The organism is Pseudanabaenaceae cyanobacterium SKYG29, from assembly GCA_025055675.1.
Lineage (GTDB): Bacteria > Cyanobacteriota > Cyanobacteriia > Pseudanabaenales > Pseudanabaenaceae > M5B4.
This window is the reverse complement of sequence record JANWWT010000002.1, coordinates 238,033-263,903: the sequence shown is the minus strand read 5'-3', so window position 1 is coordinate 263,903 and position 25,871 is coordinate 238,033. Positions and strand designations below refer to the sequence as shown.

Here is a 25,871-nt window from a genome sequence, read left to right as displayed (position 1 = left end):
CTTACGAGGTGACACAACCAAAGGCACAAATGTTAGGATAAACACCAAGCTAGGAGTGCCTGGGAATACCTCAGGCTGAGATCACATCCTCAGAACCTGATCCGGGTAATGCCGGCGTAGGAAAGCTAAGAAAAGGGAGAAACTATGACGATCGCTTTAGACCGTCCCTCCACCTTGCCAAGACGGGGGGAATTTCGGGGTACGCAGATGTATTGCGCCCGCCAAGGTATTATCACCGAAGAGATGCGCTACGTTGCCCACCGCGAAGGGGTAGATGTGGAGCTAGTCCGATCGGAGGTAGCCAGAGGCAGAGCCATTATCCCCGCTAACAAGAACCACACCAACCTGGAGCCCATGGGCATCGGTATTGCCTTCCGGTGCAAGGTAAATGCCAATATTGGGGCATCCCCCACCTCTTCGGGTCTGGAGGAGGAATTGGAAAAACTCCGCCTTGCCATCAAATATGGGGCAGATACAGTTATGGACTTGTCCACTGGGGGCGGCGACCTAGATGAGATTCGCACTGCCATTATTAAAAACTCCCCCGTACCGATCGGGACTGTACCTGTCTATCAAGCCTTGGAAAGTGTCCACGGCAGGGTAGAAAAACTGACTGCTGATGACTTCCTCCATGTGATCGAGAAGCATGCCCAACAAGGGGTGGACTACATGACCATCCATGCCGGGATTTTGCTGGAGCATTTGCCTCTAGTGAAGAATCGTTTGACGGGCATTGTTTCTCGGGGTGGCGGCATTTTGGCCAGATGGATGCTCTATCACCACAAGCAGAACCCCCTCTACACCCACTTTGATGACATCATCGAAATTTTCAAAAAGTACGATGTCTCCTTCAGTTTGGGGGATTCCCTACGTCCCGGTTGTTTACATGATGCCAGTGATGCTGCCCAACTGGCGGAGTTAAAAACTTTGGGACAACTGACCCGCCGTGCTTGGCAACACGATGTGCAGGTGATGGTGGAGGGTCCTGGACATGTCCCCATGGACCAAATTGAATTCAACGTGAAAAAGCAGATGGAGGAATGCTCTGAAGCTCCCTTCTATGTCCTTGGTCCCTTGGTCACGGATATTGCCCCTGGCTATGACCACATCACCTCAGCGATCGGGGCGGCTTTGGCGGGTTGGTACGGCACAGCCATGCTCTGCTATGTCACGCCTAAGGAACACCTGGGCTTACCTAATGCGGAAGATGTACGCAACGGTTTAATTGCCTACAAGATTGCTGCCCATGCCGCTGATATTGCCCGTAAACGTCCGGGGGCCAGAGATAGAGATGATGAACTGTCCCGTGCCCGCTACAATTTCGACTGGAATCGCCAGTTTGAACTAGCCCTTGACCCAGAACGCGCCCGCGAGTACCACGACGAAACCCTGCCCCAGGACATCTACAAAACCGCTGAATTCTGCTCTATGTGCGGTCCCAAGTTCTGTCCCATGCAGACCAAAGTGGATGCGGAAGCCCTGCAAGAGCTAGAGAAATTCCTGGCTAGCAACCAGTCCTAAAAAATGCTAGGGTTATCTCCAACGAGGTAGCCCTTTTTACTATGGGATTAATTGAAGACATCAAACGCTTTCTGGAATTACGCCTGGAGGACTTCATCAAGCAAAACCCCTGGCTGGAGCTGCAATTGCTAGATGACAAACTACAGCAGCAGGAAGATGAGGTGGCTAAACTAATTGCTACTCTGACCCAGCAGGAGAATCAATATCAGCAAAAGATTCTAGCCCTAGCAGAGGATGTAGCTCTTTGGCATAAACGCGCCCAGAAGGCTAGGGAAGCCAATCGCCTCGACCTTGCCACCGCCGCCCAGGAACGGGAAGCTATCCTCCTCAGGGAAGGGAATCAGGTTTGGGCACAGATGGAATTGGTGAAACAAAGGGTTAGTCAAGCCCAGGACTTGCTCAAGCAAATTAAGAGTCGTCGCCAGGAAGTGCAAGCTAAGATCAGGGACTTGGAGAAACAGACCGATCGATCGACTTGGCAGAGTTACCGTTCTTCTTTTAGCCAATCCTTTGATAAAGAAAGCGACCCCCTAGAGCAAGAATTCCGCCGTTGGGAACTAGAAGAAGAGTTAGAAGCCCTCAAGCGGAAGATGCGTTAGTTAAGCGGTTCGAGTTCATCAGGGAAAAACCAAGTGCCCTGGTTGTCAGAGAAGGTAACAATGTAGCCCATCTTACCTCCATCTACAATCTTTTCTCCCTGAATAATACCTACCTGCCCAATCTTAGCCGCAATTTCCTTGGAGACCCGATCGCGACAGGTTTTAACTCTTACTTTTTGTCCAACTCTCATAGAAATAGGATGTGTTGCGAGATACCAGGGTAAATTCTAGCAAAAACTTGGGAGTTCAGTAGGTAATCTCGATGGGGCGTAGGGCTGATCGCAGGTGGGCAGTCTTACCATTGTCAAGACTTAGTTCCACCACAACACCTGTGGGTTGATTAGTTGTTAGGGGAGGAATTTCTGTGAGACGAAACCGCAGGACTCCCTCGGGAATGAATTTAGTCCGTCGCCTAATTCTGGGGGGTTGCACTATCCAGATATTTTTGACTGTAAGGGGGACAGGGGAAGCTGTGGTTTTAATGTCAACAAAGCCATGTAACTTGGGGGAGTGAGGAGCAAGACGGGGCATACGGTCTTCCCACAAATAAGCCTGTACGGTAATTTGGTTGTTGCCAACTGTTAGGGATGTGGGTAAGCGATCGATCGGTGTCGCCCAAACTGCCAATCCCAGGATACTTGCCAGGTAATTGGTCATAGCTATAGCTAACTCCACTACCAATTGACAGACGAAGGGATAAACCCCAAAGTTGCTAGGGGAGAAACTCAATTTTGTCTTCCCTGGAGGATCATACCTGCAACAACGCAGCAAAACAATTTCAGTAAAACTGTTTGGAAAACCACACCTGGAAAATATGCCCCTCTAAAAATGAAAATCACAAGGGAAACCCAGAGCGTAAAGATGATTGGTGCACTGATAAACTTGACAGCATATAATTTGTCTTCAGGTAAGCTTGTGCAAAACACAGACGCCCATAGAATACCCCAGGGGTAAAACAAGGAGGCAAATGCACCTATAATTACATTTGCCCCAAGATCAATAAAATCACCACCTGTATAGAAAGCCCCTGATAGGAAAAGCACACCTATGGCGTAAACCGCCAAAGCGATCGGTATGATAATCAAAAGGGCTAGCCAAGAAAACCTAGACCCAAAGTGAAACTGCAGCAAAAACAGCCATGGGCTTATTATTGCTACTAGCATACCCAGTATCAACGCAATGACCGGCAGAGAAAAGTCCCACATATGCAACTATCTATCTTGGTGAAAATTAAGGCATAAATCCTAGGGAAGTGGAGAAATGGCTGTGCCACTACGTTTACTGTCACACTGGCTGGGATCAGAGGGAGGAATAGATCACGATCGTTAACAATCAACTCAGCTAGAACTCAGTTTAGTAGCCAACCAATAGCGTTGCATCTTGATACAAATCTCAATATTACTCTACCCCAAAACCCTAAATATGCGATCAAACCTTTTGTTACCAATTGTAAACCAATACTGGTCTCACTGTTGTATATCAATCGGTCTAATATTTACTAGATAATCTTAATATCGCAGACACTAACCGCTCAATACCTAACATATACTTCACGTTTTATATTTCTCTTAACCTCCAAACAATAGCTGTTCTTTCCAGTGCAAAGCCGCAATAAACTGATAGCTGGCAAAGCCTGTATCTATATACTGTATCAAGTAGTATTATCTCTAACAAATTCCTGCAGAAATATGGGTCATGGTGTTAACCAAAGTTAACTAATTGATGGTATCCCTGTTGCCCAAATAGCTAGCTGGTTAAGGGAATTACTATGGTATCTATTGGCACTACTCTAAATCTACTAGGAGGGAATTTAGTGTAAATTTGCTGAAAGGGTTATATCTCTCTTTGTTTTGTCACAGTAGCAAAGTTGCAGTCGAAGATAAACACTGGATGACTTTGGTAATATGCTCTACCGCAGAAATTTATTAGCACTTTCCTCCTGTACTGGGTGACAAATACTACTTGAGATTGGAGACTATAACCGTTGCCCTCGATCGCTCGGACTGCGTTCACATTAGAAGCGGGAGTATGTCAACATATAACTGTTACAGAATTATGGTTGCGATAGTGAGTACCTTAGACCTTAGCCAACTCTTTCCCTTTACCCTCGATCGGTTTCAACTAGAAGCAATTGCCCATCTCAACGCCAATCGATCGGTAGTGGTTTGCGCGCCCACGGGTTCAGGAAAGACATTGATTGGCGAGTATGCTATCCATCGTGCCATTGCCCAGGGAAAACGGGTGTTCTACACTACGCCCCTCAAGGCATTATCGAACCAAAAGTTACGGGATTTCCGCCAGATTTTTGGCAAAGACAAGGTGGGTTTATTGACAGGGGATATAACTTTGCAGAGAGAAGCTCCTGTGTTAGTGATGACAACAGAGATTTTTCGCAATATGCTCTACGGCACACCGATCGGGGAAGTGGGGGTCTCTTTAACAGACGTGCAGACGGTAGTATTAGATGAGTGTCATTACATGAACGACCGCCAGCGGGGGACAGTATGGGAAGAGTCAATTATTTATTGTCCCAGAGAGATTCAACTAGTGGCTCTGTCGGCTACAGTAGCAAACAGTGAACAACTGACGGATTGGATTAACCTGGTACATGGGGAGACAGCCTTAGTTTACTCTGATTTTCGTCCCGTGCCGCTGCAGTATTACTTTTGTATGTCTAAGGGCATGTTTCCCCTTTTGGATGAAGAACAGAAAGAGATTAATCCTAGATTAAAAGCCCATTATCGCCACAAACCGGGGAAAAAACCTCCTGAGCCTCCTAGTTTACCTTTTGTCGTCGGTCAATTAAAAGACAGAGAGATGCTACCTGCCATATATTTCATTTTTAGTCGGCGGGGTTGTGACCAGGCATTAGAGCAAATGACATCCATAAGTCTAGTGGAAGGAGAAGAGGCAAAGGAGCTGAAATACCAAATCGATCGTTTTCTCGCCCAAAATCCTGAACTAGGTTACAGCAATCAGATTTCTGCCCTCTATCGGGGTATTGCCGCCCACCATGCGGGTATTTTGCCCCTGTGGAAGACATTCATTGAGGAGTTGTTTCAGCAGGGCTTGATTAAGATTGTCTTTGCTACTGAAACCCTGGCAGCGGGGATCAATATGCCTGCTAGAACCACGATTATTTCTAGTCTTTCCAAACGGACAGATGAAGGACATCGCTTGTTGACACCCTCAGAATTTCTGCAAATGGCGGGGAGAGCGGGCAGAAGGGGAATGGACACGATCGGTTATGTTGTGACTCTGCAAACACCCTACGAAGGGTTACGGGAAGCTGGTTATTTAGCCACCTCTGAGGCAGACCCCCTTGTTAGTCAATTTACACCCAGTTATGGCATGGTCTTGAATCTATTGCAGACCCATTCTCTGGAAAGGGCAAAGGAACTAATTGAGCGCAGTTTTGGGCAGTATTTAGCCAATCTCTCTTTAGAACCGAAACGCCAACAATTGCAGGAATTGACAGAGGACATCGATCGGACGGAGCAACTTGTGACGGAGGTAGATACCAGTCAGCTGGCAGAATATGACAAGTTAAAAGAGAGACTAAAAGAAGAGAAACGGTTATTAAAGATTCTCATTGCCCAGGCGGAGGAGGTCTATCATCAGGACTTGGTCACCTATCTGCCCTATGCCCTCAGTGGTTCTTTGGTGACAATTAAGTTACCCAATAGTCAGCGCCTGCCAGGGGTTCTAGCCCAGAAAGTGCAGGGGTCGGGGCAATTCCCCTGGTTTATCTGTTTTGGCAATGACAACAACTGGTATGTGTTGACTCACAAAGACATCGTTACAGTAGGGGATATTTGGCAGCCAGAGGAGTTAGTCCCTCCCACCGCTTTAACTATACGTCCCGGTGCTACCTGCAAAGGCACAGAGGAGACAAGCGCATTAGCCCGATCGATTCCGCCCCTACCCGAGATACCTTTACCCCCTGAAGTGTCAGAGCAACAGCGGCTAGTGGAGTCTCTGATAGACAAAATTGAACAACACCCTGTCAACAGTTGGGCTGATAAGGGCAATATCATCAAAAAGATACGCAAGTTAGAGCAACTGAAAGAAAAGAGAGAAGCATTACAGCAAGAGGTGACCAGGGAAGGACAGTTTCACTGGCAGGAATTCCTCAGCCTCGTGGAGATTCTGCAACACTTTAATTGTCTAGAGGGCTTGCAACCGACCGATCGGGGCAAAATTGCGGCTTCTTTGCGGGGGGAAAATGAATTGTGGCTAGCATTGGTGTTGGATTCAGGGGAACTAGATGAATTAGCCCCCCATCATTTAGCGGCGGTATGTGCCTCTTTGGTGACCGATAACAATCGATCGGACACATGGGCGCGCTTAGGGGTATCAATGCCGGTAGAAGAGGCGTTGACAGGGCTGCGGGGTTTACGGCGGAAGTTGTTACAGATGCAAAGGAAACTACAAGTCAGCATTCCTGTTTTGTTGGAGTTTGAATTAGTCGGTTTGGTGGAAGCCTGGGCTTTGGGGGCAAAATGGCAAGACCTCTGTCAGCAGACCAGTTTAGATGAAGGAGATTTAGTAAGACTTATTCGTCGCACCCTTGACCTCCTCTGTCAGATTCCTTACATCAGTTTATTGTCGGAATCACTGCGCAGGAATGCGGAAAGAGCAGCCATGTTGATCGATCGTTTCCCTGTCCAAGACCTCATTTAACTCAATCTCTGACGAAAATCAGCGATGGTTTTTTCTAATCCTTCCCGCAGGGGAATGGTGGGTTGCCAATTGAGTACAGTTTTAGCACGGGTAATATCAGGGCGACGGCGTTGGGGGTCATCCTGGGGCAGGGGTTGGAAAGTGATACCAATGGGGTTGCCGACTAATTCTTTGATTGTTTTAGCCAATTCCAAGATCGTGTATTCGCCTGGATTGCCCAGATTGACGGGCAGCAGACAATCACTGTTCATCAAAGCTATCAGACCTGTCACTAGGTCAGACACGTAACAAAAACTGCGGGTTTGGGAGCCATCACCATACACCGTTAAATCCTTACCTCTGAGGGCTTGACAGATAAAATTACTCACAACTCTGCCATCGTTTTCCAACATTCTGGGACCGTAGGTGTTAAAGATGCGGGCAACTCTAATGTCTGTTCTATGCTGTCGCTGAAAATCAAAGGCGAGGGTTTCTGCCACCCGTTTACCTTCGTCATAGCAAGCGCGAATACCCGTACAGTTGACATTGCCCCAATAATCTTCTGCCTGGGGATGGACAAGGGGATCACCGTACACTTCTGAGGTGGAAGCTAGTAGCAAACGAGCGTTGTATTTCGCGGCTAACTCTAAAAGATGTAAAGTGCCCAAAAAACTTGTCTTCAGGGTTCTGATGGGGTCGGCTTGATAATGGACAGGGGAAGCAGGACAAGCTAAATGATAAATCTGCTCCACTTCTACATCGATCGGTTCTATCACATCATGTTTGACAAAGCGAAACCGAGGATGCTCCTGCCATTGGGCGATGTTTGATCGCGTACCCGTATAGAGATTGTCCAGACAGATTACCTCATGGCCCTCTGCCAACAAACGATCGAGCAAATGGGAGCCAATAAAACCCGCGCCCCCCGTCACTAAAATTCTCATACTTTGCCAGTTGGCACCGCCATATTACAGGGAAAAAGGTTGCCAAGGCTGCACGTCGACAACGATCGTGTCTAGCCCCTGCTCCCTCAGTTTAGTTTGCATCTCAGGGACAGAACCCTCTGCCCGTAGCAATTTTAGTAACAGACCGCTTACCTTAAGGTCACCCCCCGCTGCCGTTGGTAGTAAGAATCGCGGCTTTAACCATGTACACAACTGCAATGTGGACTCTCTGCCCCTAATGACCGCACCAAACAAAGGTAAAAGCAAATCAATCACAGGCGTAATCACAATATCGATCGGACTCTTCTGCTGCACCACAGGATCGTGATTGCCGTGGGGTTCGTAGTAAATTGAGCGATCGGCGAATCTGAGAACGTAGGCATTTTCCCGCAAAGTAGCCCCCACCAAAGCCCCAGGCAGAGCCTCGATCGTTAAATCCTTGATCTGGATACGCTGGTGATGAGCAAGGACATGAACATGGGAGTAACCCAATTCCTGACAAACCCTAGCTGCCCTGGGAGAAGCCACCACAGGAATCGATCGGTCTAGCACCTGCAAAGTAGGAGGGTGGGCGTGGTCAGGTAAGCCCTGGGACAGCAGAATTAAGTCTATACCAGAGGGTAGAGGACGAGACGTAGAACGCTCCGCCTGAAACAACCAAGTCGCTCCGCCAAAAACCAAAGCGCCCACCAACCAGGGGTCAATGAGAATCCGTAACCCTTGTCCCTCCAGTAACCAGGAATTGCTATCTAGCCAGGTAAATTGCATAGGTTAGCTGCAAGCAACGGGTTTACCCATATCTTTGGGGGTAGCAAAGGAAGTGCCACAGCTACAGGAACGGATCGCGTTGGGATTGTAGAAACGGAAACCACCCCCCATCAAGTCTTCTGCATAATCTAGTTCCAAACCTTCCAAATGGGGGCGATAGAGGTCATTAATCACAATTCTGACCCCATTACATTCATATTCCCTCTCTAGGGGTTGCAACTCCTCCACAAAGTCCATGGTGTAGGACAAACCAGAACAACCACCACTCTTAACACCAATACGCAGGGCAGCATTAGTTTGCCTTTGAGCCTGCAGAGTACGTACACGCTTGACCGCTGCTTCTGTCAAAGTAATCATAACTACTAATCTTCTAGGAGGACTAGAGCTATACTAGCAAGAGCAACGTTAGTGTAGCCAGCAATTTTGGCAACCTTGTACAGGGGTTTAGTCAGGGGGAAACGATTCACACCCAAAAGACGAGCACCTTTGTCGAGTAATAAACCAGTCCTAAAGTGGAAATCTCTGTAAGCTCTAACTGCCATTGCCAAGGGGGAACCGCTCTTGCAAACCATCTTGCTACTCCAAACCTACTTGTTTATAATTTTAATAAACTTGGCAGTGACGTTACAAGAAATATGCCTAAAGATAGCCCCAACCTCTTGCAGGAGATTGACCGTTTACAGAAGCTCACACCAAAACGTTTGGATAAGTTGGAACAACAAAATGCATTAATTGTGCGCAGCGTGGCACAGACGGGCTTGGTGACCAACACTACCATTGCTCAGCTAGAGGGCAAAGCTCCCCTCCCCCAAGAGAACATGGTGCTTGCGACTATTAAGTATTACCCCCGCCTAGCTTTAGCTTGTTTAGTAATGATGATTGTTATCTTTTTTGCTACTGACTATGTCCTCTCTAAACTAATTGCCTATTATTTCCACCTACCCAACTATCTCTCCTGGCTAGAAATGATCTATCGCTACTGGCAACGCCACTAAAAATCCCGCCCTACAGACGGGACAAAATTTTTACTTATTGGGTTGGGGCGTCATACGCAGGTAGGGTTTAATCTCTGTGACCCCTTTAGGGAATTTCTGTTTGGCTTCCTCCGTGGGAATGGAGGGCACAACCACGCAGTCATCCCCGTCCTTCCAGTTGGCAGGGGTAGCCACTTGATAGTTATCCGTCAGTTGCAAAGAATCAATCACCCGCAGGATTTCATCAAAATTGCGTCCTGTGCTGGGAGGATAGGTGAGGGTGAGACGGAGTTTTTTGTTGGGGTCGATGATGAAAACTGCCCTGACTGTGACGTTGGGATTGGCGTTGGGGTGAATCATGCCGTAGAGTTCCGATACTTTTTTATCCGCGTCGGCAAGGATAGGATAGTTGATCGTAGTATTTTGGGTTTCGTTGATGTCCTTGATCCAACCCCGATGGGATTCCGCGTCGTCCACACTCAGGGCAATCACCTTGACATTGCGTTTGTCAAATTCAGGTTTCAGCTTGGCTACCTCTCCCAGTTCCGTGGTGCACACAGGCGTATAATCAGCAGGGTGAGAAAATAAAACTACCCACTTGTCTTCCATCCACTCGTAAAAATGGATTGGTCCTTCGGAAGAGTCTTGGGTAAAATCAGGAACAGTATCCCCAAGTTGTAGAGTCATAAGCGTATGTCCTTATTTGGGCATTGTATTTTGAATATACGCTTAGTCAGGGCAATTTGTTACAAACTTAACCTTTATTTACCATGGGGAAGCAGCTAATTCAGGCTAGTTTACTGTACTTTTTACTGGGGGGGGTTGGCTTTGCCCAGTCAGTATTAGTCCCTGTGCAGGAGGGGAAGCAGGTATTGCAAGATGAAATGTTGTTTACCGATCGGCCAAGGTTAATCAGAGCAATTGACTACAGTCTGGCTTTTTTGGCTAAACCCTCTTCCCACAAGTTCTACCCGATCGGCGATATTACCCACGATCGGATGGTGCGCAGTCTCAGGCGCTTTCGCCAGTTGTTGCTAACCAGCAGAAACTTAGAGGAATTACAGAGGCAAGTTTTGCAGGAGTTTGTCTTTTATCAATCGATCGGGAGAGATAATCAGGGGACGGTTTTGTTTACGGGCTATTACGAACCTGTCTTTAATGCCAGCAGAACAAAGACCGATCGGTTTCGTTATCCGCTCTATCGTCTGCCTGCAGATTTTGCTGAGTGGGAAAGACCCCATCCCACGCGCCGGGAGCTGGAAACAACGGACAGATTGCAGGGTTGGGAATTGGTCTGGTTGGCTGATCCCCTAGAAGTGTTTTTAATTCATGTGCAGGGTTCAGCACGCCTGCGCTTATCTGACAAAGAGATGATGACGGTGGGTTATGCGGGAAAGACCGATCGTCCTTACACTTCCATTGGCGCGGAGTTAATCAAAGACGGCAAGATGAAACCAGAGGAAGTGAATTTACCCGCCATTATTGCTTATTTCCAGCGCTATCCCCAGGAGTTGATGGATTATCTCTACCGCAATGAGAGTTACATCTTTTTCCGCGAAACCCAAGGTAGACCCGCTACTGGTAGTATTGGTGTGCCTGTCACAGCTGAACGATCGATTGCCACGGATAAATCGCTGCTGCCCCCTGGTGGTCTCGCCCTCATTGCCACCACCTTACCCTTTTTCTCTTCCCCTTCCCCCACTCCCTCCTACCGTTGGGTATTCCGCTTCGTTCTCGATCAGGATGCAGGCAGTGCCATTAGAGGACCAGGACGGGTAGATATTTTTATGGGTACAGGCAAGACAGCCCAAGACCGCGCTGGCTTAATCAAATCCCCTGGTCGCCTCTATTATCTGCTTCTTAAAGACTAACCGTACAACTCCAGGTCATGTGCTGCAGGCAGGGCATTTGGCGGCGAATCTGCTCTAGGCGGGCTGGTTGAATTTCCGCAATCGCTACTCCTGGTGTGTTACCGGCATCAGCGAGAATCGTGCCCCAGGGGTCAACAATCATGGCATGACCATGGGATTGGCGGCGTTGGTAATGCGTCCCCACTTGCGCAGCAGCAATGACGTAACAGGTGTTCTCGATCGCCCGCGCCTGCAACAGCACCTGCCAGTGGTCTTTCCCCGTAAAAGCAGTAAAAGCGGCAGGGACAAACAGAACCTCAGCCCCGTTTTGGGCAAGATGACGATAGAGTTCCGGGAAACGGACATCATAACAGACCGACAGACCCAAATTCCCCAAAGTATCGGACTTATAGACAGGGGGCAATTCTCTGCCCGCCAGGATAGTAGCTGATTCGCGGTAGGTGTTGCCATCCGGCAGATTGACATCAAAGAGATGGATTTTGTGATAGCGCGCCAGTTCTTCCCCTTGGGGACCCACCAGGAGTGCCGTGTTATAGAACTTACCTGCCGCCGCTGGTACAGGATAGCCACCCCCCAAAATCGTGATCTGGTAGCGCTGCGCCATAGTCTTGAGGAATTTCTCGCTCCATTCAGCGATCGTGCTGGCTTTTTGGCGTTTTTCTTCCTCATCCCCTAAAAAGGGAAAGTTTTCAGGCAGGGCAACTAACTCTGCACCCCTGTTAACCGCCAACTGAATGAGGTCTTCCGCCTGGCTGAGATTACTCTCCAAATCAGGCGTACTAGTCATTTGCACAGCCGCCGCAAGGTAAGCTTTCATCACTGGTCTGTTCCCGGTGGTATGGCATTATAGCGCTCAGGACGTACTGCCGTCACTTTGCGGATGTGGCGCATTAGATTTGCCATTTCGATCGCATTGAGGGCATATTCCCCCCCTTTGTTCACCTTGATTCCTGCCCGCTCCAACGCCTGTTGCATGTTGTCAGCAGTGATAATGCCAAAAATAATCGGTACGCCTGTCTGGAGGGAAGCCGCCGCAATCCCCTTAGCTGCCTCCGCTGCCACATAGTCAAAATGGGGCGTGTCCCCCCGAATAATTGCCCCCAGACAAATGACCGCATCGTAGTGACCCGTTAAAGCCAGCTCCCTTGCCACCAAGGGAATTTCAAAACTACCAGGCACCCACGCCCGATCGATGTTGCTTTCTTTCACCCCATGACGGACAAGGGTATCTACACATCCCTGCATTAACCTAGTCATTACCAAGTCATTAAACCGCCCCATGACCAGGGCAAAATGCAGATCGTCTGTATCGGTGAAGTTACCTTCAAATACCGTCATAGTTTGTGTCGTGTCTCCCAAATCTTTATGATAGTTCACAAGCGCTCCCGAAACAGGCTGATGATTTTGCTTACTACCTCTTCAATGGTCATGCCATCGGTGTCAATTCTGACAGCATCCTGGGCTTGCCTGAGGGGGGAAACAGGGCGGTGCATGTCCTTGTAGTCCCGTTCCTCGATCGATTTTTGAATTTCCGCTAAGGGGGGTACTTCCTGTTGCCGCTGCTGCAAATCCCGCTGCCTGCGCCTTGCCCGTTCCTCTACAGAAGCGGTAAGGAAAATTTTTACTTCTGCCTGGGGGAAAACATGGGTGCCGATGTCCCTACCTTCCATAACCACTCCTCCCCCTTGCCCTAGGGCCTGTTGTTCCTTAACTAGAATTGCCCGCACTTCGGGGATCGCTGCCACTGTGGATACAGCTTTGGTGACTGCCTCCTGGCGAATGACCTGGGTGACGTTTTCCCCATTGACGAAAATTTGGGCATCACTGGTAACTTGCAGATTGAGGCTGCTTGCCAATTCCACGATCCCACTTTTGTCCTCTAGGTCAATCCCTGCCTGTAGCACACTCCAGGTGATGGCGCGGTACATTGCCCCCGTGTCCAAATAAACCAAGCCCAGTTTCTCTGCCACCAACTTAGCCACCGTTGATTTCCCCGCCCCGGCAGGACCGTCAATTGCCACGATCGGGCGGCGCTTTTGGAGGATTACATTATCAATGAGGCGGGTATTGCCCACATAGCCAGCGATCGCCAACATAGCCGTCATACCATCCATAATTACATCGAGGGGAGTGAGGGTCTGAAAATCCACACATTCGATATACTGTAGCTGGATTTGGGGGTATTGGCGCAAGAAACTTTGGACAGATGCGGTCAAAACTGCCGCCGATCGTTCCCCCGTCTGAAATTGCCTGACCGCCAAGGCTAGAGCTTGGGAGAGCAAAGTTGCTGTTTCCCGTTCTGCCCCCGTCAAATAGCGATTGCGAGAACTCAAGGCTAAACCCGAAGCCTCCCGCACTGTGGGACAGCGCACTACCTGCACAGGCAAATGGAACTCCTGCACCATGCGCTCCACGATCGCCACCTGTTGCCCATCCTTCTGCCCCAAATAGACCCGATCGGGTTGGACAATATTTAGGAGCTGGAGCACGATCGTGCAGACACCCTCAAAATGACCAGGGCGATACTTGCCACAGAGCACTGACACCATGTCCCCTGGGGGTAAGACCCGAAAACTAGGCACTACCTCCTCTGCCGTAGGCGCAAAGATGACATCCACCCCCAAACTTTCGCAGAGCTGCACATCCTCCCCCCAAGTACGGGGATAGCGCTGGAAATCCTCCTGGGGACCGAACTGGATAGGGTTGACGAAAATGCTGACCACCACATGGCGATTCTCCCGCCGCGCCCGCTCAATTAAACTGCCATGCCCCGGGTGGAGAGCACCCATCGTGGGGACAAACCCCACATCCCCTACTACCGATCGTCGCCAACAGCGCAACCCCGCTATCTTGCGGAAAATCCTGGTCATAGGTCAGGGTCAGACTGTACCCCCCGCATAATCCGCGATAGTTCCGTCTTCTCATCAATGGACACCCGCGTGGGCGAACCACTGAGAATGCGTTCAAACCCCTGGAAGGAATCTTTGATCTGTGCCCCCTGGTCAGTAATCACATACTCGCGAATGCGGCTGTCGTGCCAAGAACCCCGCATCTTAAACACATTCACTGCCCTGGACATCTCGCCGCGAATTTCCACATACTGCAGGAGAATGATGGTGTCCGTAATTGTGGAAATATGGGATTCCGTAATGGAATGGGACCCCATGAATTGATCTGTGGTGTTGGTAAATAGCCCTGTAATTTCTTCCTGCTTGACAAAGCCTGTTAGACCAATCACAAATTGACGGAATGTGTTGTTGCTCACCCCCCGCGCCAAAGCCGAGAGAGAATCGATCGCTATTCTAGTGGGCTTGAAATTATCAATTTCCGTCTTGATTTGTTGGAGGTGGTCTTCCAAACCCGTGGCTTCGGGGTAAGTGCAAATAATACGGAGAACACCGCTATTTTCTAACTTTTCCAGGTCCGTGCCCCAAGAAGAAGCATTACGGGACAGTTGGGCCCGCGACTCCTCATAGGCAAACAAAATAGCTTTTTCCCCATTCTTACAGCCATCCTCCAAAAATTTGGTCACCATCAGGGTTTTACCCGTACCCGTTGCCCCCGTAATCAAGATAATGGAGTCCTTAAAGTAGCCACCACCGCACATCTCATCCAGGGTTTTAATTCCTGAAGAAACCCGCACATTGGAGGACTTTTGCGTCAAGCGCATGGCGCCCAAAGGAAAGATATTGATGCCCTGGTTGGTCATAGTAAAAGGAAATTCCCCCTTCATATGGGTTGTCCCTCGCAACTTCAAAATTTCCGCTGTCCTGTGCCGCCTCTCTCCCTCCAAAACATTGCGCAAAATAATCACATTATCGGAGACAAATTCTTCTACACCAAAGCGTGCCACGGGACCGTACTCATCCACCCGTTCGGCTGTCATGACTGTGGTTGCCCCCAGGGATTTCAATCTTACCACCAACCGAAACATCTCCCGCCGCACCAGGGAAATGGAGTCATACTGTTGGAAAATGGCACTAATGGAATCGATCGCTACCCGCTTAGCTTTGTACTTCACGACGGCGTAATGGATCCGCTCAATGAGGGCAGACAGGTCAAATTCCCCCACAATTTCTTGCCCTTCCGGGTCAGGGGAGGCATCGAGAATAAATAACTTCCCCTGGGCGATCAATTTAGGCAAATCCCAATTAAAACTGTAGGCATTTTTAATAATGTCTTCTGGGGACTCCTCAAAAGTCACGAATACACCAGGTTCATCGAGGTGGACAATGCCATTGTGGAGAAACTGCAGCGCCAAGAGAGTCTTACCTGTACCTGCCGTACCACTGACTAACGTTGCCCTACCCATGGGTAAGCCGCCGTGGGTGATGTCATCCAAGCCCTCGATCATCGTGCGCAGCTTCTTGATACCCCGCTCCTGCTGGTCGAAATTACTCATGCTCCTGTAGGTCCTCGTAAAGTAAATCCAATCCAACTAATACTTTCTCACGATCGGATAAGTCCCCAATAATTTTACGCAAAGGTGGGGGTAAAACTTTCGCTAAAGTGGGGGTAGCCAAAATTTTATCCTCCTCTGCTAGCTGGGGGTTTTTCAGGACATCAATTACCTTAAGGGTGTAAATACCTTGGAAGTCCTTCTCTAAAATTTCGTTGAGGGTCTTCAATGCCCGCAGGGAGTTAATTGTATTGCCCGCCACATAGAGTTTGAGGACGTAGGCTTTGCGGAGAGGAGTCATAGGTTACCTGCCTTTGGCGGAATAGAACGACGATACATTTCACAGAGATGGGCAATCACATCTATAAGGGTAATTCTATAATCTAGCAGAATTTCATCTTTGTGACCTTCGATCCGCAGTTGTTTACTCAATTGTTCCATCAAATTCATGTGAATTTCTAGGATTTGGGAAACAGATACATCTGCTAAAAATGCCATATTCGTAAATTCATCGATCTTTTGATTGAGGTGGTCAGGGCTTTCTTTGAAGTACTCCAAAATAATCCCCTTGTAGATTTCTGTCAACTTAGCCAGGTAGGCGCGCCGATCGTCGGGGGTCATGGCTCGCAGGAATTGGTTGGGGTCACGTTTGTAATATACGCCTAAATAACCTAGCCTTTCTTTTAGCTTCTCCGCTAGTTTGCGCTGCTGCTCGCTGATAACCTGGGAACGATCGAGACGGTGTAAAAATTGCCTGATGGACTGTTCAATATAATGGGGTAAATTGGTAACATGGTTGGGGGGAACATGGACAACTTGGGGGTCAATAATTTTTTCACTGATCACCACGATCGGCAAGTGCAGGGTGGGAATCTCTTCATCAAAAACTAGCAGGCAATCTAGATTTGTATCTTCCGTCAAATAGTTAACCGGCACGAGCTTATACCGATCGGCGGGTAGCAACTCGTGGAGGTTGGGGGGGGTATTTGCCCCAGGGACGTAGCCGATGTGGAGTGACACAGGTGACAACAAAACCTTCGTACCTTAGTGTTATGATAAGCTGTTTATGCTTTTTCGCAGTCGACCATTGGGCATAGTCCTCCCTAAGTATGTTAAATTAGATTAAGTCAAGCAGCAGAAATGTTGCAAGTGGTACATTTTTAGCAAAAGTATTTAACAACAGCTGTGACGAGACTGACGGAGTTAGAAGTTTACGATCCCCAGGTTATTTCTGCTTACTACTCCCAGCGTCCTCTGCTGGTGGTGGGACGGGTACTACAGACGATGGGGGCATTTCTGTCCTTTGTGGTTGGGTTGCTATGGGACAAGCTGACGAGGCAATCACCGATCGCTAGGGCTGAACAGTTGCGCCAAATTATCACGGAGTTAGGTCCCACTTATATTAAGGTGGGGCAAGCTCTATCTACCCGTCCCGATTTAGTGCCCCCTGATTTTGTGACAGAACTGGCGAAGTTACAGGATCAGCTGCCTGCTTTCAGTAACGAAATTGCCTTTCGGATTATCCAGGAGGATTTGGGCAAAAGTCCCCAGGAGATTTACCGAGCGATTTCCCCTGAACCCGTGGCAGCGGCTAGTTTGGGGCAGGTTTATAAGGCACAGTTGCATACAGGGGAAGATGTAGCCATTAAGGTACAGAGACCGTTTTTGATTCCCATTCTCACCCTTGATTTGTATATCATTCGTTTATTTGCCCGCTGGTTTGGTCCTTATTTACCCCTCAATTTGGGGAACAGCTTAGAAGCAATTGTGGATGAGTTTGGTACAAAGTTATTTGAGGAAATTAATTACCTACAGGAAGCAAGAAACGCGGAACAATTTAGTAGGTATTTCCAGGATGACCCCCATGTAAAAGTGCCCAAAATTTACTGGCGTTACACTACTAAACGGGTGCTGACTTTGGAATGGATTCATGGCATTAAGTTAACCGATGTGGAGACAATCAAGGCGGCGGGTCTCGATCGGGATCAGTTAATTAGAATTGGGGTGATGTCGGGGCTGCGGCAGTTACTAGAATTTGGCTTTTTCCATGCTGACCCCCACCCTGGTAATTTGTTTGCCACCTACGATGGTCGGATGGCTTATATTGACTTTGGCATGATGGACCAACTGGATTTACAGACAAAAGAGCTGCTAGTTGATTCTGTTGTCCATTTGATTAACAAGGACTACGAAAAGTTAGGGGAAGTTTATGTTAAGCTGGGTTTTCTGCGACCCGATACAGACCTGAGACCGATCGTAGCGGCTTTAGAGGCGGTCTTTGCCGATATTATGAATGAGCGGGTGAGGGACTTTAATTTCAAGGTGGTAACCGATCGGTTTGCTAAGGTAATGTATGATTACCCTTTCTGTCTACCTGCCAAATTTGCTTTGATTATCCGCTCAGTGATTACGCAGGAGGGTGTGGCATTAACTCTCAATCCTGACTTTAGAATTGTACAGATTGCCTATCCCTACGTTGCTAAACGCTTGTTGACAGATGAATCGGAAAGTTTGCGGCGGCGGTTGTTAGAAGTGCTGTTTAAGGATAATCGTTTCCAGTGGCATCGTTTGGAAAATTTGTTGCGCATTGCCCGATCGGAAGGTGACCTCAATATTATCCCCACTGCCCATAGTGGCTTGCGTTACTTGCTATCGGAGGAAGGTAAGTATATTCGCAATCGCATTTTGTTGGCTTTGACGGAAGATAATCGTCTCCATGTAAAAGAAGTGCTGCGGCTGTGGGAGTTAATCAAACCAGAGTTTAAGTTTTCTTGGGGGGTAATTCCCCAGGTTGTAGCGAGTGTGTTACCTTTTACCCTGTTCAATTCCCAATAGCTATGCTAGGATGCCAGGCGTTTGACTGGTGTCAGCCTTGTCAGAGTGTGAAGGAATGCTATGCAAAAGTGGTGGTTTAGCTGGGTTCTCTTACTGGGTAGCTTGGGGATAGCAGGTTTGAACTTCTATAATCTCACTCTCATGGCGAAGCAGGGGGAAAAAATCGTTGCCCCCAGTGTGACTAAACTAACTGATTTACCTAGCCCCACTCCTTTTGTCCGTTCCGTTGCTCTCTCTGTCACTGAGCAAATTAGCTACCATGCTCAACAGGTCAAGACCGATAGTGCCCAAGCCCATCGCCACCGTTATGTGCTAGCTAATCTCTACCTGCGCCAAGGTCAACCAGAACAAGCCCTTGCTCTTCTGGCAGACTTAGAGAAATCCTACCCCCTGCTCACGGAATATATTTGGCTGAAACGTTCCCAAGCTCTGCTACAACTGGGGCGCAAGGAAGAAGCGGCAACCCTACAAGCCAATATCCTTAACCGCTTTCCCAGTACGGCGGTGGCGGCAACAGTTACCCACGATCGACAAGAGATTGACACTCTTATCAGACGCTATCCTGCCCATCCCCTGGCGAAAAAGTATCTTAAGGAACGGTCTTTAGCCAACCCTGATCTGTTGGTTAGCTTGGTCACCTATTTCCCCGATGATGTGGATATTCTGCCTTACCTCGATCGGGCTAGTCGCTTGCGTCTTACCCCTGACCAGTGGTGGGCGGTTGCCGATGGGTATTACGACCAGTTTGTGTTCACTAAAGCTGCAGATGCTTACAGCAAAGCTACCCCCAACGCCATAACTGCCTATCGTCTTGCCCGCAGTTACCACCGTGCCGATCGCCATGACAGCGCCATCAGTGCCTACAGGGGTGTAGTCGAGCGCTATCCCCAAAGTCCGGAAGCCCCCCGTGCTCTCCTGCGGTTGGTGCAGCTATTACCCCCTGAACAGGCTGTAGCTATTGCCGATCGGATTGTGGAGCGCTATCCCAGTGCGGGGGCAGAAGCCCTTTTAGCCAAGTTTTACATCGAGCGGGACTTATTGAAAACAAATCCCCAGTTGACTTTCAAGACCCTCATCCAAAAATTTCCCCAGAGTGATAGTGCGGCGCAACTCCTATTAGAAAGAGCAAAAGAGCAAGCTCGATCGGGGCAATTCCTTGATGCCATCGCTACCGTCCGTCAGTTGCAACTGCAGAACCAAACCAGTGAAGCAGCAGCAGAAGCGGGCTTTTGGGCAGGGAAGTGGTCAGAAAAAATTGGTGACCGATCGGGGGCGCAGCAACTCTATCGCCATGTCCTCCGTCATCATCCTGAGTCCTACTATGCTTGGCGCTCGGCTACAGCTTTGGGCATGCCCGTGGGCAGTCTGGGAGGAGTAGAGCAAGTGAGATATGACTTACAACCGATCGCTACCCGTGCCCCCCTACCTACAGGATCACCAGTTTTACAGGAATTGTACTTACTGGGAGAAGACCAGGACGCAACGGAGCTATGGCAATTTACCACAAGGGGCAAGCGAGTTTTGAACGTCAGAGAGATTTTCACCGATGGTATTATGCGGGTGTTGGCGGGAGATTATTTGCTAGGCATCAAACAGATTGACAGTTTAGATTGGATTGATGTCAGTCCCCAGGAAGCCAGTCAGATTCCCGAATTGAAAAAACATCCCGATCGGTTGCCCTTTCTCTATCCCCTTGCCTATCAGGAAATTGTGCAAACCAGGGCTACAGAACGGAATCTGCACCCAGCTCTAGTTTTCGGCTTAATTCGACAGGAATCACGGTTTGAAAAGGGAATTCGATCGAGTGCTGATGCCGTGGGTCTGATGCAAATTATTCCTGAAACTGCGGCTTGGATTGCCAGCAAATTAGGGCGAAAAAACTACAGTATGACTAATCCCCAGGACAATGTGGAATTTGGCACATGGTATCTCCGTTACACCCACAGTCGCTATCAAAATAACACCATGCTAGCGGTGGCTAGTTACAATGCCGGACCAGGGGCAGTGGCTAATTGGGTGCAGGGGGGAGTGGGAGATGTAGATGAGTTTGTGGAACGCATTCCCTACCGTGAAACCCGCGATTATGTGAAGAAAGTATTTGCTAACTACTGGAACTATCTACGCATCTATAGCCCTACTCTCCAAAACCATATTGCCAATACTGTGAGAGAAATAGGCTAGACTGTATATGTGCTGGGAGGGGGCAAGGATGACTAAACGTTTATTATCCTTGAGTAGCCTTTGGACTTTCACTTGGACAAGTACACTGATGTTTTTATCTAGTTGGCTTTGGATTAAGACTGCTATGCATGACGGTGCAGGTGATATCTATGTAAAGTGCAGTAGGGAGAGCAGCAAGGTAGTAAATTGTAGATTTGATTCGGAATGGCAACTTGGTGTTGGTGCAGGGAAAAAGTATAAAAGTGTAATCATCACTGAGTATGATACCGATATAGAAGCAAGGTATCACAGATTATACTTGGTAAACAAAAAGGGAGAAAAGTTTGAATCCCTGACTACTGATTACACATACAGTGATGAAGTGCGCCAGTTACATTATGATTTACAAAAATTTATCGATTCAGATGAGTGGACATTTTACCGCACTATTTACTTTGAGGATACTCAGGGCAAAGTATTTTTTGTTGTCCGTCTCGTGGTACTTGCATGCATTTTTCTGCACGCATTAGTGTCTCTCTGTAATCACATTTGGTCAGTCAGAGACACTTAGTGATTTTCTATGCTAGGGAAACAAGCTTAAATCTGGGATCGAGAAAAAATGAAGCGGCAAATACTTACCTTAAAAAATCTGGTCAAACTTTTGGGAGTAATCTTGTTTATCTCGCTAGCAATCTTTGTGTTTAGCCATTACAGGGCTGGGGATGTAACTTTGAGTTGCCAGAGGGTTGGGCAAAATATGTATAATTGTCAAACTAGAGCAGAATGGCAGATTCATCCACCGCGTAAATACTTTAACATTGTTGATGTTGAACATGAAATCATTTTTAGTGAGGATGGTTATAGGACAGGTGAGAGACTTCTATTGGTGGGCAGGGATGGTGAAAAACTGGCGGCATTTGATAGGGGAATTAATTTGAGTGGGTTAGCTCAACGGTTAAGGAGATATATTGCCTCTAATACATCAGAGTTTTCCTACACTGAAGCTATTACGATACGATGGGCAAGCTGTTTTTTGTCTTCTTGCTATTGTGCTGTACCCTGATGGTATTACGGATCATCAACTCTTTGTGGCAACAGATCAACTAATTTGCAGACATAAGTCCATAACTACATTTCAATATTGAGGTCAACTCCTTCCCTAAAACACAGTAGGTCATAGTAAATTACTGCTTTTGTCACTTGCAGAATTGTGTTCAGGATTGCATAGGTCACTACCAAAAAGAGGAAGATACCCCCCAACAGAACGATGAAGCTACCCCCCAACAGAACAATTAAGCCTGATACAACTAGATAAGGCAGAGTGAACCAGGTATTAAGTAAAATCAAAGAACTAATAGAAAAAACCATTTGAATCTTGCGAGCCTGACCAGCACTCAAAGCAAACGCTCGGGCTAAACTGCCAAATATGGATTGCTGGGGTTCTACTGCTAAGGGTAATTCGGCAAAGCTGACTCTGCCATAGAGGTAGAAAAAGAGACTGCCAAGGAATAGAAGAAGTCCAATGTAAACTATGTTACCAAAGATAGTTACAACAAAAAGAACAGTAGAATTAGAATAACCTACAAGAGCTAACAAATAGTAATACTCAATGATTTGCAGGTAGACAAAAGTAAAAGCAAAGAAGGGTATTGCACAGAAACAGATGAGTATAACAATGTAAATGCCCCCTAGGATTGTTAGCCCCCAAAAACTCCAGAACTTGCGATTCAATCTTTGTTGTATCTGGGCAGTTGTCTCTTCCACACCCAATAATTTCTGATAGGCTTTTGTACTGATTACTGCCAGGACTTTGCTAGAATTCGCCCAGCCATAAACTGGTACTATTGACCACAGAACTGACACTAGACCTAGCCCAAAATAGACTTTCGGCTCCGATCGGACAATGTTGAGAGCAATCGTAACGATCGTGACTGCAGTCGCATTTGGGATTTTAACAGCCATACAAAAATTGGGGTTGTAAATACACAATCCCAGTGTAACAATCTTTGGAGTTGGCGTTAAGCTCTATCAGCCCGTTCTAACACATTAAAGATTGCCTCTAGGGTTTTGTTCCCCCGTATCTGATTGGACAGGGGCAAATGTCCCCGGGGTGCCTCTAAACTCCAGATGAAGCCGCTGGGATAGCGGGCAAAACTACCATCTTGCTTCCAGCGAATTTGCTGCCAGAGTTTTTCCCAATTTTTACCCAGATTAAGCCAAATCCGCCGCTGCACAGAATAGCCAAATTTGCCCTCGGAAAATATTAACCATAAACGATCGATCGTTAACAAATCCGCCAAATCTATCCGCTCTACATCGGTAAAGTATAACCACCCTCGTGTCAGTGCCCCTTCCCCTGCCGCCTCACACATTTTTTTGTTAGTTAAGGCATCTGCCTGTTGGTATGCGCCTAAGCTCAATAGATCAAACAATTCCCGATAGTCAATCTGCCGCTCCTGTAAACGCAAACCCTCTATCATGGGAATTTGTAAACTTTGATCATTCATTTGCCGTAGGACTTGGTAAGTTGTCCCGTCAATAAAGTCGATGGGCAAGTTCTGCTTTCTTCTTGTGTGAAATAGGTCAATCAGTAAAGTAATTCCCTCCTCTGCTAAACTCCCTGCTGCCCTAATCCCGCTTAGACATTCCTTTGTGTCTGCGGCATTAATTTTGCCTTTAATTTCTTCCCTGCTTACCATATCATAATGTCAGGATTCAACCTTTGCCATATCTGTCTTTCTAGTCTTTCATTGTAATCTAAGAGGGGTGCATAATTACCACGGCGATCGGGTCTGATTCTGTAGGCTCCTTCCCTGTACCAGGCAATAATTGTGTCCAGCATGGACAACATATCACAGAAATAAACTTCTATGCCTTCAAAGATAGAAACGATCGGGTGTTTTAATTGGGGTTGGAGTGGTTGAGCACCACAGCACATGACCCAAATGCTCCCTTCATAGGTGGCAAAGGGGAAGGCATAGCGTAAAAACTCCCAGTCCTCTTCTTCTTCCATGATGTCCAGCATAATCAGGTAGTATTCCTTTGTCCTGTGCAGGGGAATAAAATAGTTATCCCGAAAAAGAGGAATGCCACTGACATTGATGCCGTTATCAAACCACTCGCCCATGATCTGTCCGTTCCGCCACTGATATAACTCGATCAGCTCTTCCGCTAGAGCGCAGGGGAAAAAGTTGGCTAGGGAGAGAATCTCCGATCGGTCTAGCCCCGGATTGAGGTCACGGCTTAGGTCATAACCCTGACTGGTAATTGTGTCCAGCAAATCCCCCAATCTGTCTGTGATGGCTGTCATACCCTCCCCCAGTTAGCTTTAGAGGGCAAATTTTTTCAGTTCCTCAAGGCTGGCATACTCCAGCATACGGATATGGGTAGCTTCCAGGATAACGGGGGGAGCCACTCCTGCCTCATAAGCTTCCACCCACCGACTAGCGCATACACACCAGCGATCGCCAGGCTTGAGTCCGGGGAATCTGTATTCGGGTACAGGGGTAGAGAGGTCATTGCCTACGGTCTTGGAAAATGCCAAAAATTCCGCTGTCACCTGACAACAGACTCCGTGCACGCCGTAATCCCCTTCCACACGGCAGTAGCCATCGCGGTAGTAACCTGTCATGGGATTGGTGCAACAAACTTGCAACGGACCACCTAAAACGTTCTTTGCTTCCTGCATAGCTAAACTTTTCTGGGCAATGACGCTATGATACTTTAGGTTAGCGATCGTTGGCTATGCAAGTAATTATTCCCCCTGCTATCCGCCGCATCATGCAAGCCTATCCTCCTGTTGAACCTTTAACTCTCACTCCCCCTGTTCCTCCCCCTCCTCCTCGCCCCCTCAACTTGGTTATAGTATTTGTCCAAATATTTGCTGTGTTTATGGTCTGTGGGTTGATTTTAGGTCTTAATCGGTGGCTGGGGGGTGTATTGTTAATTATCGGTTTGGCAGCAATCGTCATCCAAGTTATGGTCAAACTGAGACAACAACTCCAACCCAATCGCCGCAAAGAAGAAGAATATATCCAAGCTCTAGCTATCTATGCCCAAGCAGAAAAAGCCCACCAGGAGAAAGTCAGTAGAGAACGTACCCCCCAGAAGGTGTTGGCTTATCGTCAACAACAACTAGATGAACTGCGGCAAAAAGTCGATCGCGTTACTTTCACCCCTAGCAATTTCCCTCTCCCCCCTTGGCTACACAGACTGAAAGAGCAAAGGCAGGGTGGGAGTTGGTGGTATTTACCCAATATGGTTGTCCCTGGTCTGGAGAGCACCTACACTCCCCAATGCCTCTATGAGAATGACAATAAAACTATAACGATCGTGATTGATTATGCTGACACCGACCAGTCTTTCCTGCGGGATTTCTTTGCCCAACGGGCTGTAATTTGGATTCTAGCGAAACCCGAGGAACTCGATTTCCCGCAATTAAGCGAGGAGCTAGAAAGGATTTGGGCAGCCGTAGGCTAGAGATAGCCGTGCTCCTGCAGGAATTCTGTGGTGAGGGAGGCAGTGGGTTGCTTAAATTTCAGGAGACTCTCAACATACTTTGCCAGTATATCCATCTCTAGGTTGACGGGGACATTATTATTAACGTGTTGCAAATTGGTATGATAAAAGGTGTGGGGGATAACGGCTACCTGAAATCCATCATGGCAAGTGGCGATCGTTAAGCTCACCCCATTGACTGCTATGCTACCTTTCTCTGCCAGATACTTTTGCAGATGGGGGGGAACAGCAAAATCCAGCCACCAGGAATTGCCCTGTAGGGTCATAGACCGCAGTGTACCCAAGCCATCCACATGCCCTGTGACAAAATGACCACCAATTTTATCCCCCACTGCCAGGGAAGGTTCCAAATTGACACGGTTGCCCGCCTTTAGGTAACCAAGATTTGTGCGCCTTCGGGTTTCGGGTGAGACATCTGTCCCAAAGCCCCCCTCAATTAGGTAAGAGACTGTCAAGCAGACCCCATTGACAGCGATACTGTCCCCAAGGGCAAAGGGGAAGTTGACGCCAACTACTTCCAACTGCCGATCGTTTATATTTTGCACAACTCCTAAACTTCTGATTAAACCAGTGAACATATACTTACCGATCCATTACAATTTGGTTAAATTTTAGGACGT

Annotated in this window: 29 protein-coding genes and 1 riboswitch; of the genes, 10 read left to right on the top strand and 19 right to left on the bottom strand. The window is 47.9% G+C overall.

Features of this window, described 5'->3' with window-relative positions; translation table 11 throughout:
- Positions 1-41 precede the first annotated feature (41 nt).
- Positions 42-140: riboswitch (TPP riboswitch) on the top strand.
- A gap of 4 nt (positions 141-144) precedes the next feature.
- Positions 145-1,521, top strand: coding sequence for a phosphomethylpyrimidine synthase ThiC (gene thiC / locus NZM01_06010; GenBank protein MCS6959587.1), 1,377 nt, complete (start codon positions 145-147; stop codon positions 1,519-1,521).
- 41 nt (positions 1,522-1,562) lie between these two features.
- Complete coding sequence (locus NZM01_06005; GenBank protein MCS6959586.1) at positions 1,563-2,120, top strand: TIGR04376 family protein; 558 nt, start codon at positions 1,563-1,565, stop codon at positions 2,118-2,120.
- Here the strand turns inward: NZM01_06005 and NZM01_06000 are convergent.
- The 3 genes from NZM01_06000 to NZM01_05990 are packed head-to-tail and all read right to left on the bottom strand — an operon-like array spanning position 2,117 to position 3,325.
- Positions 2,117-2,311, bottom strand: a complete 195-nt coding sequence (locus tag NZM01_06000) for a DUF2862 domain-containing protein (GenBank protein ID MCS6959585.1) — start codon at positions 2,309-2,311, stop codon at positions 2,117-2,119. The genes NZM01_06005 and NZM01_06000 overlap by 4 nt on opposite strands.
- 55 nt (positions 2,312-2,366) lie before the next feature.
- On the bottom strand, positions 2,367-2,849 hold the full coding sequence (locus tag NZM01_05995) for a hypothetical protein (protein ID MCS6959584.1): 483 nt from the start codon (positions 2,847-2,849) through the stop codon (positions 2,367-2,369).
- Positions 2,846-3,325 carry a hypothetical protein gene (locus NZM01_05990; GenBank protein ID MCS6959583.1) on the bottom strand — a complete coding sequence of 160 codons (480 nt, stop codon included), beginning with the start codon at positions 3,323-3,325 and terminating at the stop codon, positions 2,846-2,848. Before NZM01_05990 ends, NZM01_05995 begins: the two co-directional genes overlap by 4 nt.
- Positions 3,326-4,175: 850 nt before the next feature.
- On the opposite strand from NZM01_05990, the gene NZM01_05985 reads away from it, so the two are divergent.
- Positions 4,176-6,803, top strand: a complete 2,628-nt coding sequence (locus NZM01_05985; GenBank protein ID MCS6959582.1) for a DEAD/DEAH box helicase — start codon at positions 4,176-4,178, stop codon at positions 6,801-6,803.
- Here NZM01_05985 and NZM01_05980 read toward each other — a convergent pair.
- Genes NZM01_05980 through NZM01_05965 form a run of 4 tightly spaced genes read right to left on the bottom strand, consistent with a single transcriptional unit; the run spans position 6,800 to position 9,066 of the window.
- Positions 6,800-7,726 (bottom strand): SDR family oxidoreductase, encoded by a 927-nt coding sequence (locus tag NZM01_05980; GenBank protein MCS6959581.1) that lies wholly within the window; start codon positions 7,724-7,726, stop codon positions 6,800-6,802. The genes NZM01_05985 and NZM01_05980 overlap by 4 nt on opposite strands.
- Positions 7,727-7,750: 24 nt before the next feature.
- A complete protein-coding gene (locus NZM01_05975) occupies positions 7,751-8,494 on the bottom strand; it encodes an MBL fold metallo-hydrolase (GenBank protein MCS6959580.1) in 744 nt (247 codons plus the stop codon).
- 3 nt (positions 8,495-8,497) lie between these two features.
- Positions 8,498-8,851, bottom strand: a complete 354-nt coding sequence (locus NZM01_05970; protein MCS6959579.1) for an iron-sulfur cluster assembly accessory protein — start codon at positions 8,849-8,851, stop codon at positions 8,498-8,500.
- Positions 8,852-8,856: 5 nt separating this feature from the next.
- On the bottom strand, positions 8,857-9,066 hold the full coding sequence (locus NZM01_05965; protein ID MCS6959578.1) for a hypothetical protein: 210 nt from the start codon (positions 9,064-9,066) through the stop codon (positions 8,857-8,859).
- A 63-nt stretch (positions 9,067-9,129) separates the two neighbouring features.
- On the opposite strand from NZM01_05965, the gene NZM01_05960 reads away from it, so the two are divergent.
- Positions 9,130-9,489 (top strand): hypothetical protein, encoded by a 360-nt coding sequence (locus NZM01_05960; GenBank protein ID MCS6959577.1) that lies wholly within the window; start codon positions 9,130-9,132, stop codon positions 9,487-9,489.
- Positions 9,490-9,519: 30 nt separating this feature from the next.
- Here the strand turns inward: NZM01_05960 and NZM01_05955 are convergent, their stop codons facing one another.
- Complete coding sequence (locus NZM01_05955) at positions 9,520-10,155, bottom strand: peroxiredoxin (protein ID MCS6959576.1); 636 nt, start codon at positions 10,153-10,155, stop codon at positions 9,520-9,522.
- Positions 10,156-10,238: 83 nt separating this feature from the next.
- On the opposite strand from NZM01_05955, the gene NZM01_05950 reads away from it, so the two are divergent.
- Positions 10,239-11,339, top strand: coding sequence for an MltA domain-containing protein (locus NZM01_05950; protein ID MCS6959575.1), 1,101 nt, complete (start codon positions 10,239-10,241; stop codon positions 11,337-11,339).
- Here NZM01_05950 and NZM01_05945 read toward each other — a convergent pair.
- Genes NZM01_05945 through NZM01_05920 form a run of 6 tightly spaced genes read right to left on the bottom strand, consistent with a single transcriptional unit; the run spans position 11,329 to position 16,758 of the window.
- Positions 11,329-12,156: a carbon-nitrogen hydrolase family protein gene (locus tag NZM01_05945; GenBank protein MCS6959574.1), complete on the bottom strand. Its 828-nt coding sequence runs from the start codon at positions 12,154-12,156 to the stop codon at positions 11,329-11,331. The two genes, NZM01_05950 and NZM01_05945, sit on opposite strands and share 11 nt — an antisense overlap.
- The gene (gene ribH / locus NZM01_05940; protein MCS6959573.1) at positions 12,156-12,677 is read right to left on the bottom strand and encodes a 6,7-dimethyl-8-ribityllumazine synthase; all 522 of its coding nucleotides are present in this window, start codon (positions 12,675-12,677) and stop codon (positions 12,156-12,158) included. The genes NZM01_05945 and ribH overlap by 1 nt, the downstream gene beginning before the upstream one ends.
- A 35-nt stretch (positions 12,678-12,712) precedes the next feature.
- Positions 12,713-14,209 (bottom strand): bifunctional pantoate--beta-alanine ligase/(d)CMP kinase, encoded by a 1,497-nt coding sequence (locus tag NZM01_05935; protein MCS6959572.1) that lies wholly within the window; start codon positions 14,207-14,209, stop codon positions 12,713-12,715.
- A complete protein-coding gene (kaiC, locus tag NZM01_05930) occupies positions 14,206-15,741 on the bottom strand; it encodes a circadian clock protein KaiC (protein MCS6959571.1) in 1,536 nt (511 codons plus the stop codon). The genes NZM01_05935 and kaiC overlap by 4 nt, the downstream gene beginning before the upstream one ends.
- Positions 15,734-16,039, bottom strand: a complete 306-nt coding sequence (kaiB, locus tag NZM01_05925; protein MCS6959570.1) for a circadian clock protein KaiB — start codon at positions 16,037-16,039, stop codon at positions 15,734-15,736. Before kaiB ends, kaiC begins: the two co-directional genes overlap by 8 nt.
- Positions 16,036-16,758 (bottom strand): circadian clock protein KaiA, encoded by a 723-nt coding sequence (locus NZM01_05920; GenBank protein MCS6959569.1) that lies wholly within the window; start codon positions 16,756-16,758, stop codon positions 16,036-16,038. Before NZM01_05920 ends, kaiB begins: the two co-directional genes overlap by 4 nt.
- Before the next feature lie 165 nt (positions 16,759-16,923).
- Between NZM01_05920 and NZM01_05915 the strand changes: the two genes are divergently transcribed.
- From NZM01_05915 to NZM01_05900, 4 genes are all read left to right on the top strand, one after another.
- Complete coding sequence (locus NZM01_05915; protein MCS6959568.1) at positions 16,924-18,573, top strand: AarF/ABC1/UbiB kinase family protein; 1,650 nt, start codon at positions 16,924-16,926, stop codon at positions 18,571-18,573.
- Positions 18,574-18,633: 60 nt separating this feature from the next.
- A complete protein-coding gene (locus tag NZM01_05910) occupies positions 18,634-20,754 on the top strand; it encodes a transglycosylase SLT domain-containing protein (GenBank protein MCS6959567.1) in 2,121 nt (706 codons plus the stop codon).
- 28 nt (positions 20,755-20,782) lie between these two features.
- Positions 20,783-21,304, top strand: a complete 522-nt coding sequence (locus NZM01_05905) for a hypothetical protein (protein MCS6959566.1) — start codon at positions 20,783-20,785, stop codon at positions 21,302-21,304.
- Positions 21,305-21,490: 186 nt separating this feature from the next.
- Positions 21,491-21,796: a hypothetical protein gene (locus NZM01_05900; GenBank protein MCS6959565.1), complete on the top strand. Its 306-nt coding sequence runs from the start codon at positions 21,491-21,493 to the stop codon at positions 21,794-21,796.
- Positions 21,797-21,861: 65 nt separating this feature from the next.
- Here the strand turns inward: NZM01_05900 and NZM01_05895 are convergent, their stop codons facing one another.
- The 4 genes from NZM01_05895 to NZM01_05880 are packed head-to-tail and all read right to left on the bottom strand — an operon-like array spanning position 21,862 to position 24,421.
- The gene (locus tag NZM01_05895; GenBank protein MCS6959564.1) at positions 21,862-22,695 is read right to left on the bottom strand and encodes a hypothetical protein; all 834 of its coding nucleotides are present in this window, start codon (positions 22,693-22,695) and stop codon (positions 21,862-21,864) included.
- Between the two features lie 56 nt (positions 22,696-22,751).
- Complete coding sequence (locus NZM01_05890; GenBank protein ID MCS6959563.1) at positions 22,752-23,432, bottom strand: GUN4 domain-containing protein; 681 nt, start codon at positions 23,430-23,432, stop codon at positions 22,752-22,754.
- A complete protein-coding gene (locus NZM01_05885; protein ID MCS6959562.1) occupies positions 23,426-24,043 on the bottom strand; it encodes a hypothetical protein in 618 nt (205 codons plus the stop codon). Before NZM01_05885 ends, NZM01_05890 begins: the two co-directional genes overlap by 7 nt.
- Positions 24,044-24,061: 18 nt before the next feature.
- Positions 24,062-24,421, bottom strand: coding sequence for a DUF2237 domain-containing protein (locus tag NZM01_05880; GenBank protein MCS6959561.1), 360 nt, complete (start codon positions 24,419-24,421; stop codon positions 24,062-24,064).
- A 56-nt stretch (positions 24,422-24,477) separates the two neighbouring features.
- On the opposite strand from NZM01_05880, the gene NZM01_05875 reads away from it, so the two are divergent.
- The gene (locus NZM01_05875) at positions 24,478-25,212 is read left to right on the top strand and encodes a hypothetical protein (protein MCS6959560.1); all 735 of its coding nucleotides are present in this window, start codon (positions 24,478-24,480) and stop codon (positions 25,210-25,212) included.
- Here NZM01_05875 and NZM01_05870 read toward each other — a convergent pair.
- Positions 25,209-25,829 (bottom strand): riboflavin synthase, encoded by a 621-nt coding sequence (locus NZM01_05870; protein MCS6959559.1) that lies wholly within the window; start codon positions 25,827-25,829, stop codon positions 25,209-25,211. The two genes, NZM01_05875 and NZM01_05870, sit on opposite strands and share 4 nt — an antisense overlap.
- Positions 25,830-25,871: the final 42 nt, after the last annotated feature.

Excerpts from the sequence above, each read along its gene's own strand:
- NZM01_05970 (MCS6959579.1), bottom strand. The coding sequence starts at position 8,851 with ATGATTACTTTGACAGAAGCAGCGGTCAAGCGTGTACGTACTCTGCAG.
- NZM01_05910 (MCS6959567.1), top strand. The coding sequence starts at position 18,634 with ATGCAAAAGTGGTGGTTTAGCTGGGTTCTCTTACTGGGTAGCTTGGGG.
- NZM01_05955 (MCS6959576.1), bottom strand. The coding sequence starts at position 10,155 with ATGACTCTACAACTTGGGGATACTGTTCCTGATTTTACCCAAGACTCT.
- NZM01_05900 (MCS6959565.1), top strand. The coding sequence starts at position 21,491 with ATGTATAATTGTCAAACTAGAGCAGAATGGCAGATTCATCCACCGCGT.
- NZM01_05965 (MCS6959578.1), bottom strand. The coding sequence starts at position 9,066 with ATGGTTTGCAAGAGCGGTTCCCCCTTGGCAATGGCAGTTAGAGCTTAC.
- NZM01_05990 (MCS6959583.1), bottom strand. The coding sequence starts at position 3,325 with ATGTGGGACTTTTCTCTGCCGGTCATTGCGTTGATACTGGGTATGCTA.
- NZM01_05985 (MCS6959582.1), top strand. The coding sequence starts at position 4,176 with ATGGTTGCGATAGTGAGTACCTTAGACCTTAGCCAACTCTTTCCCTTT.
- kaiC (MCS6959571.1), bottom strand. The coding sequence starts at position 15,741 with ATGAGTAATTTCGACCAGCAGGAGCGGGGTATCAAGAAGCTGCGCACG.
- NZM01_05935 (MCS6959572.1), bottom strand. The coding sequence starts at position 14,209 with ATGACCAGGATTTTCCGCAAGATAGCGGGGTTGCGCTGTTGGCGACGA.
- NZM01_05950 (MCS6959575.1), top strand. The coding sequence starts at position 10,239 with ATGGGGAAGCAGCTAATTCAGGCTAGTTTACTGTACTTTTTACTGGGG.
- NZM01_05870 (MCS6959559.1), bottom strand. The coding sequence starts at position 25,829 with ATGTTCACTGGTTTAATCAGAAGTTTAGGAGTTGTGCAAAATATAAAC.
- NZM01_05945 (MCS6959574.1), bottom strand. The coding sequence starts at position 12,156 with ATGAAAGCTTACCTTGCGGCGGCTGTGCAAATGACTAGTACGCCTGAT.
- NZM01_05895 (MCS6959564.1), bottom strand. The coding sequence starts at position 22,695 with ATGGCTGTTAAAATCCCAAATGCGACTGCAGTCACGATCGTTACGATT.
- kaiB (MCS6959570.1), bottom strand. The coding sequence starts at position 16,039 with ATGACTCCTCTCCGCAAAGCCTACGTCCTCAAACTCTATGTGGCGGGC.
- NZM01_05890 (MCS6959563.1), bottom strand. The coding sequence starts at position 23,432 with ATGGTAAGCAGGGAAGAAATTAAAGGCAAAATTAATGCCGCAGACACA.
- NZM01_05875 (MCS6959560.1), top strand. The coding sequence starts at position 24,478 with ATGCAAGTAATTATTCCCCCTGCTATCCGCCGCATCATGCAAGCCTAT.
- NZM01_06005 (MCS6959586.1), top strand. The coding sequence starts at position 1,563 with ATGGGATTAATTGAAGACATCAAACGCTTTCTGGAATTACGCCTGGAG.
- NZM01_05905 (MCS6959566.1), top strand. The coding sequence starts at position 20,783 with ATGACTAAACGTTTATTATCCTTGAGTAGCCTTTGGACTTTCACTTGG.
- thiC (MCS6959587.1), top strand. The coding sequence starts at position 145 with ATGACGATCGCTTTAGACCGTCCCTCCACCTTGCCAAGACGGGGGGAA.
- NZM01_06000 (MCS6959585.1), bottom strand. The coding sequence starts at position 2,311 with ATGAGAGTTGGACAAAAAGTAAGAGTTAAAACCTGTCGCGATCGGGTC.
- NZM01_05975 (MCS6959580.1), bottom strand. The coding sequence starts at position 8,494 with ATGCAATTTACCTGGCTAGATAGCAATTCCTGGTTACTGGAGGGACAA.
- NZM01_05880 (MCS6959561.1), bottom strand. The coding sequence starts at position 24,421 with ATGCAGGAAGCAAAGAACGTTTTAGGTGGTCCGTTGCAAGTTTGTTGC.
- NZM01_05960 (MCS6959577.1), top strand. The coding sequence starts at position 9,130 with ATGCCTAAAGATAGCCCCAACCTCTTGCAGGAGATTGACCGTTTACAG.
- ribH (MCS6959573.1), bottom strand. The coding sequence starts at position 12,677 with ATGACGGTATTTGAAGGTAACTTCACCGATACAGACGATCTGCATTTT.
- NZM01_05980 (MCS6959581.1), bottom strand. The coding sequence starts at position 7,726 with ATGAGAATTTTAGTGACGGGGGGCGCGGGTTTTATTGGCTCCCATTTG.
- NZM01_05885 (MCS6959562.1), bottom strand. The coding sequence starts at position 24,043 with ATGACAGCCATCACAGACAGATTGGGGGATTTGCTGGACACAATTACC.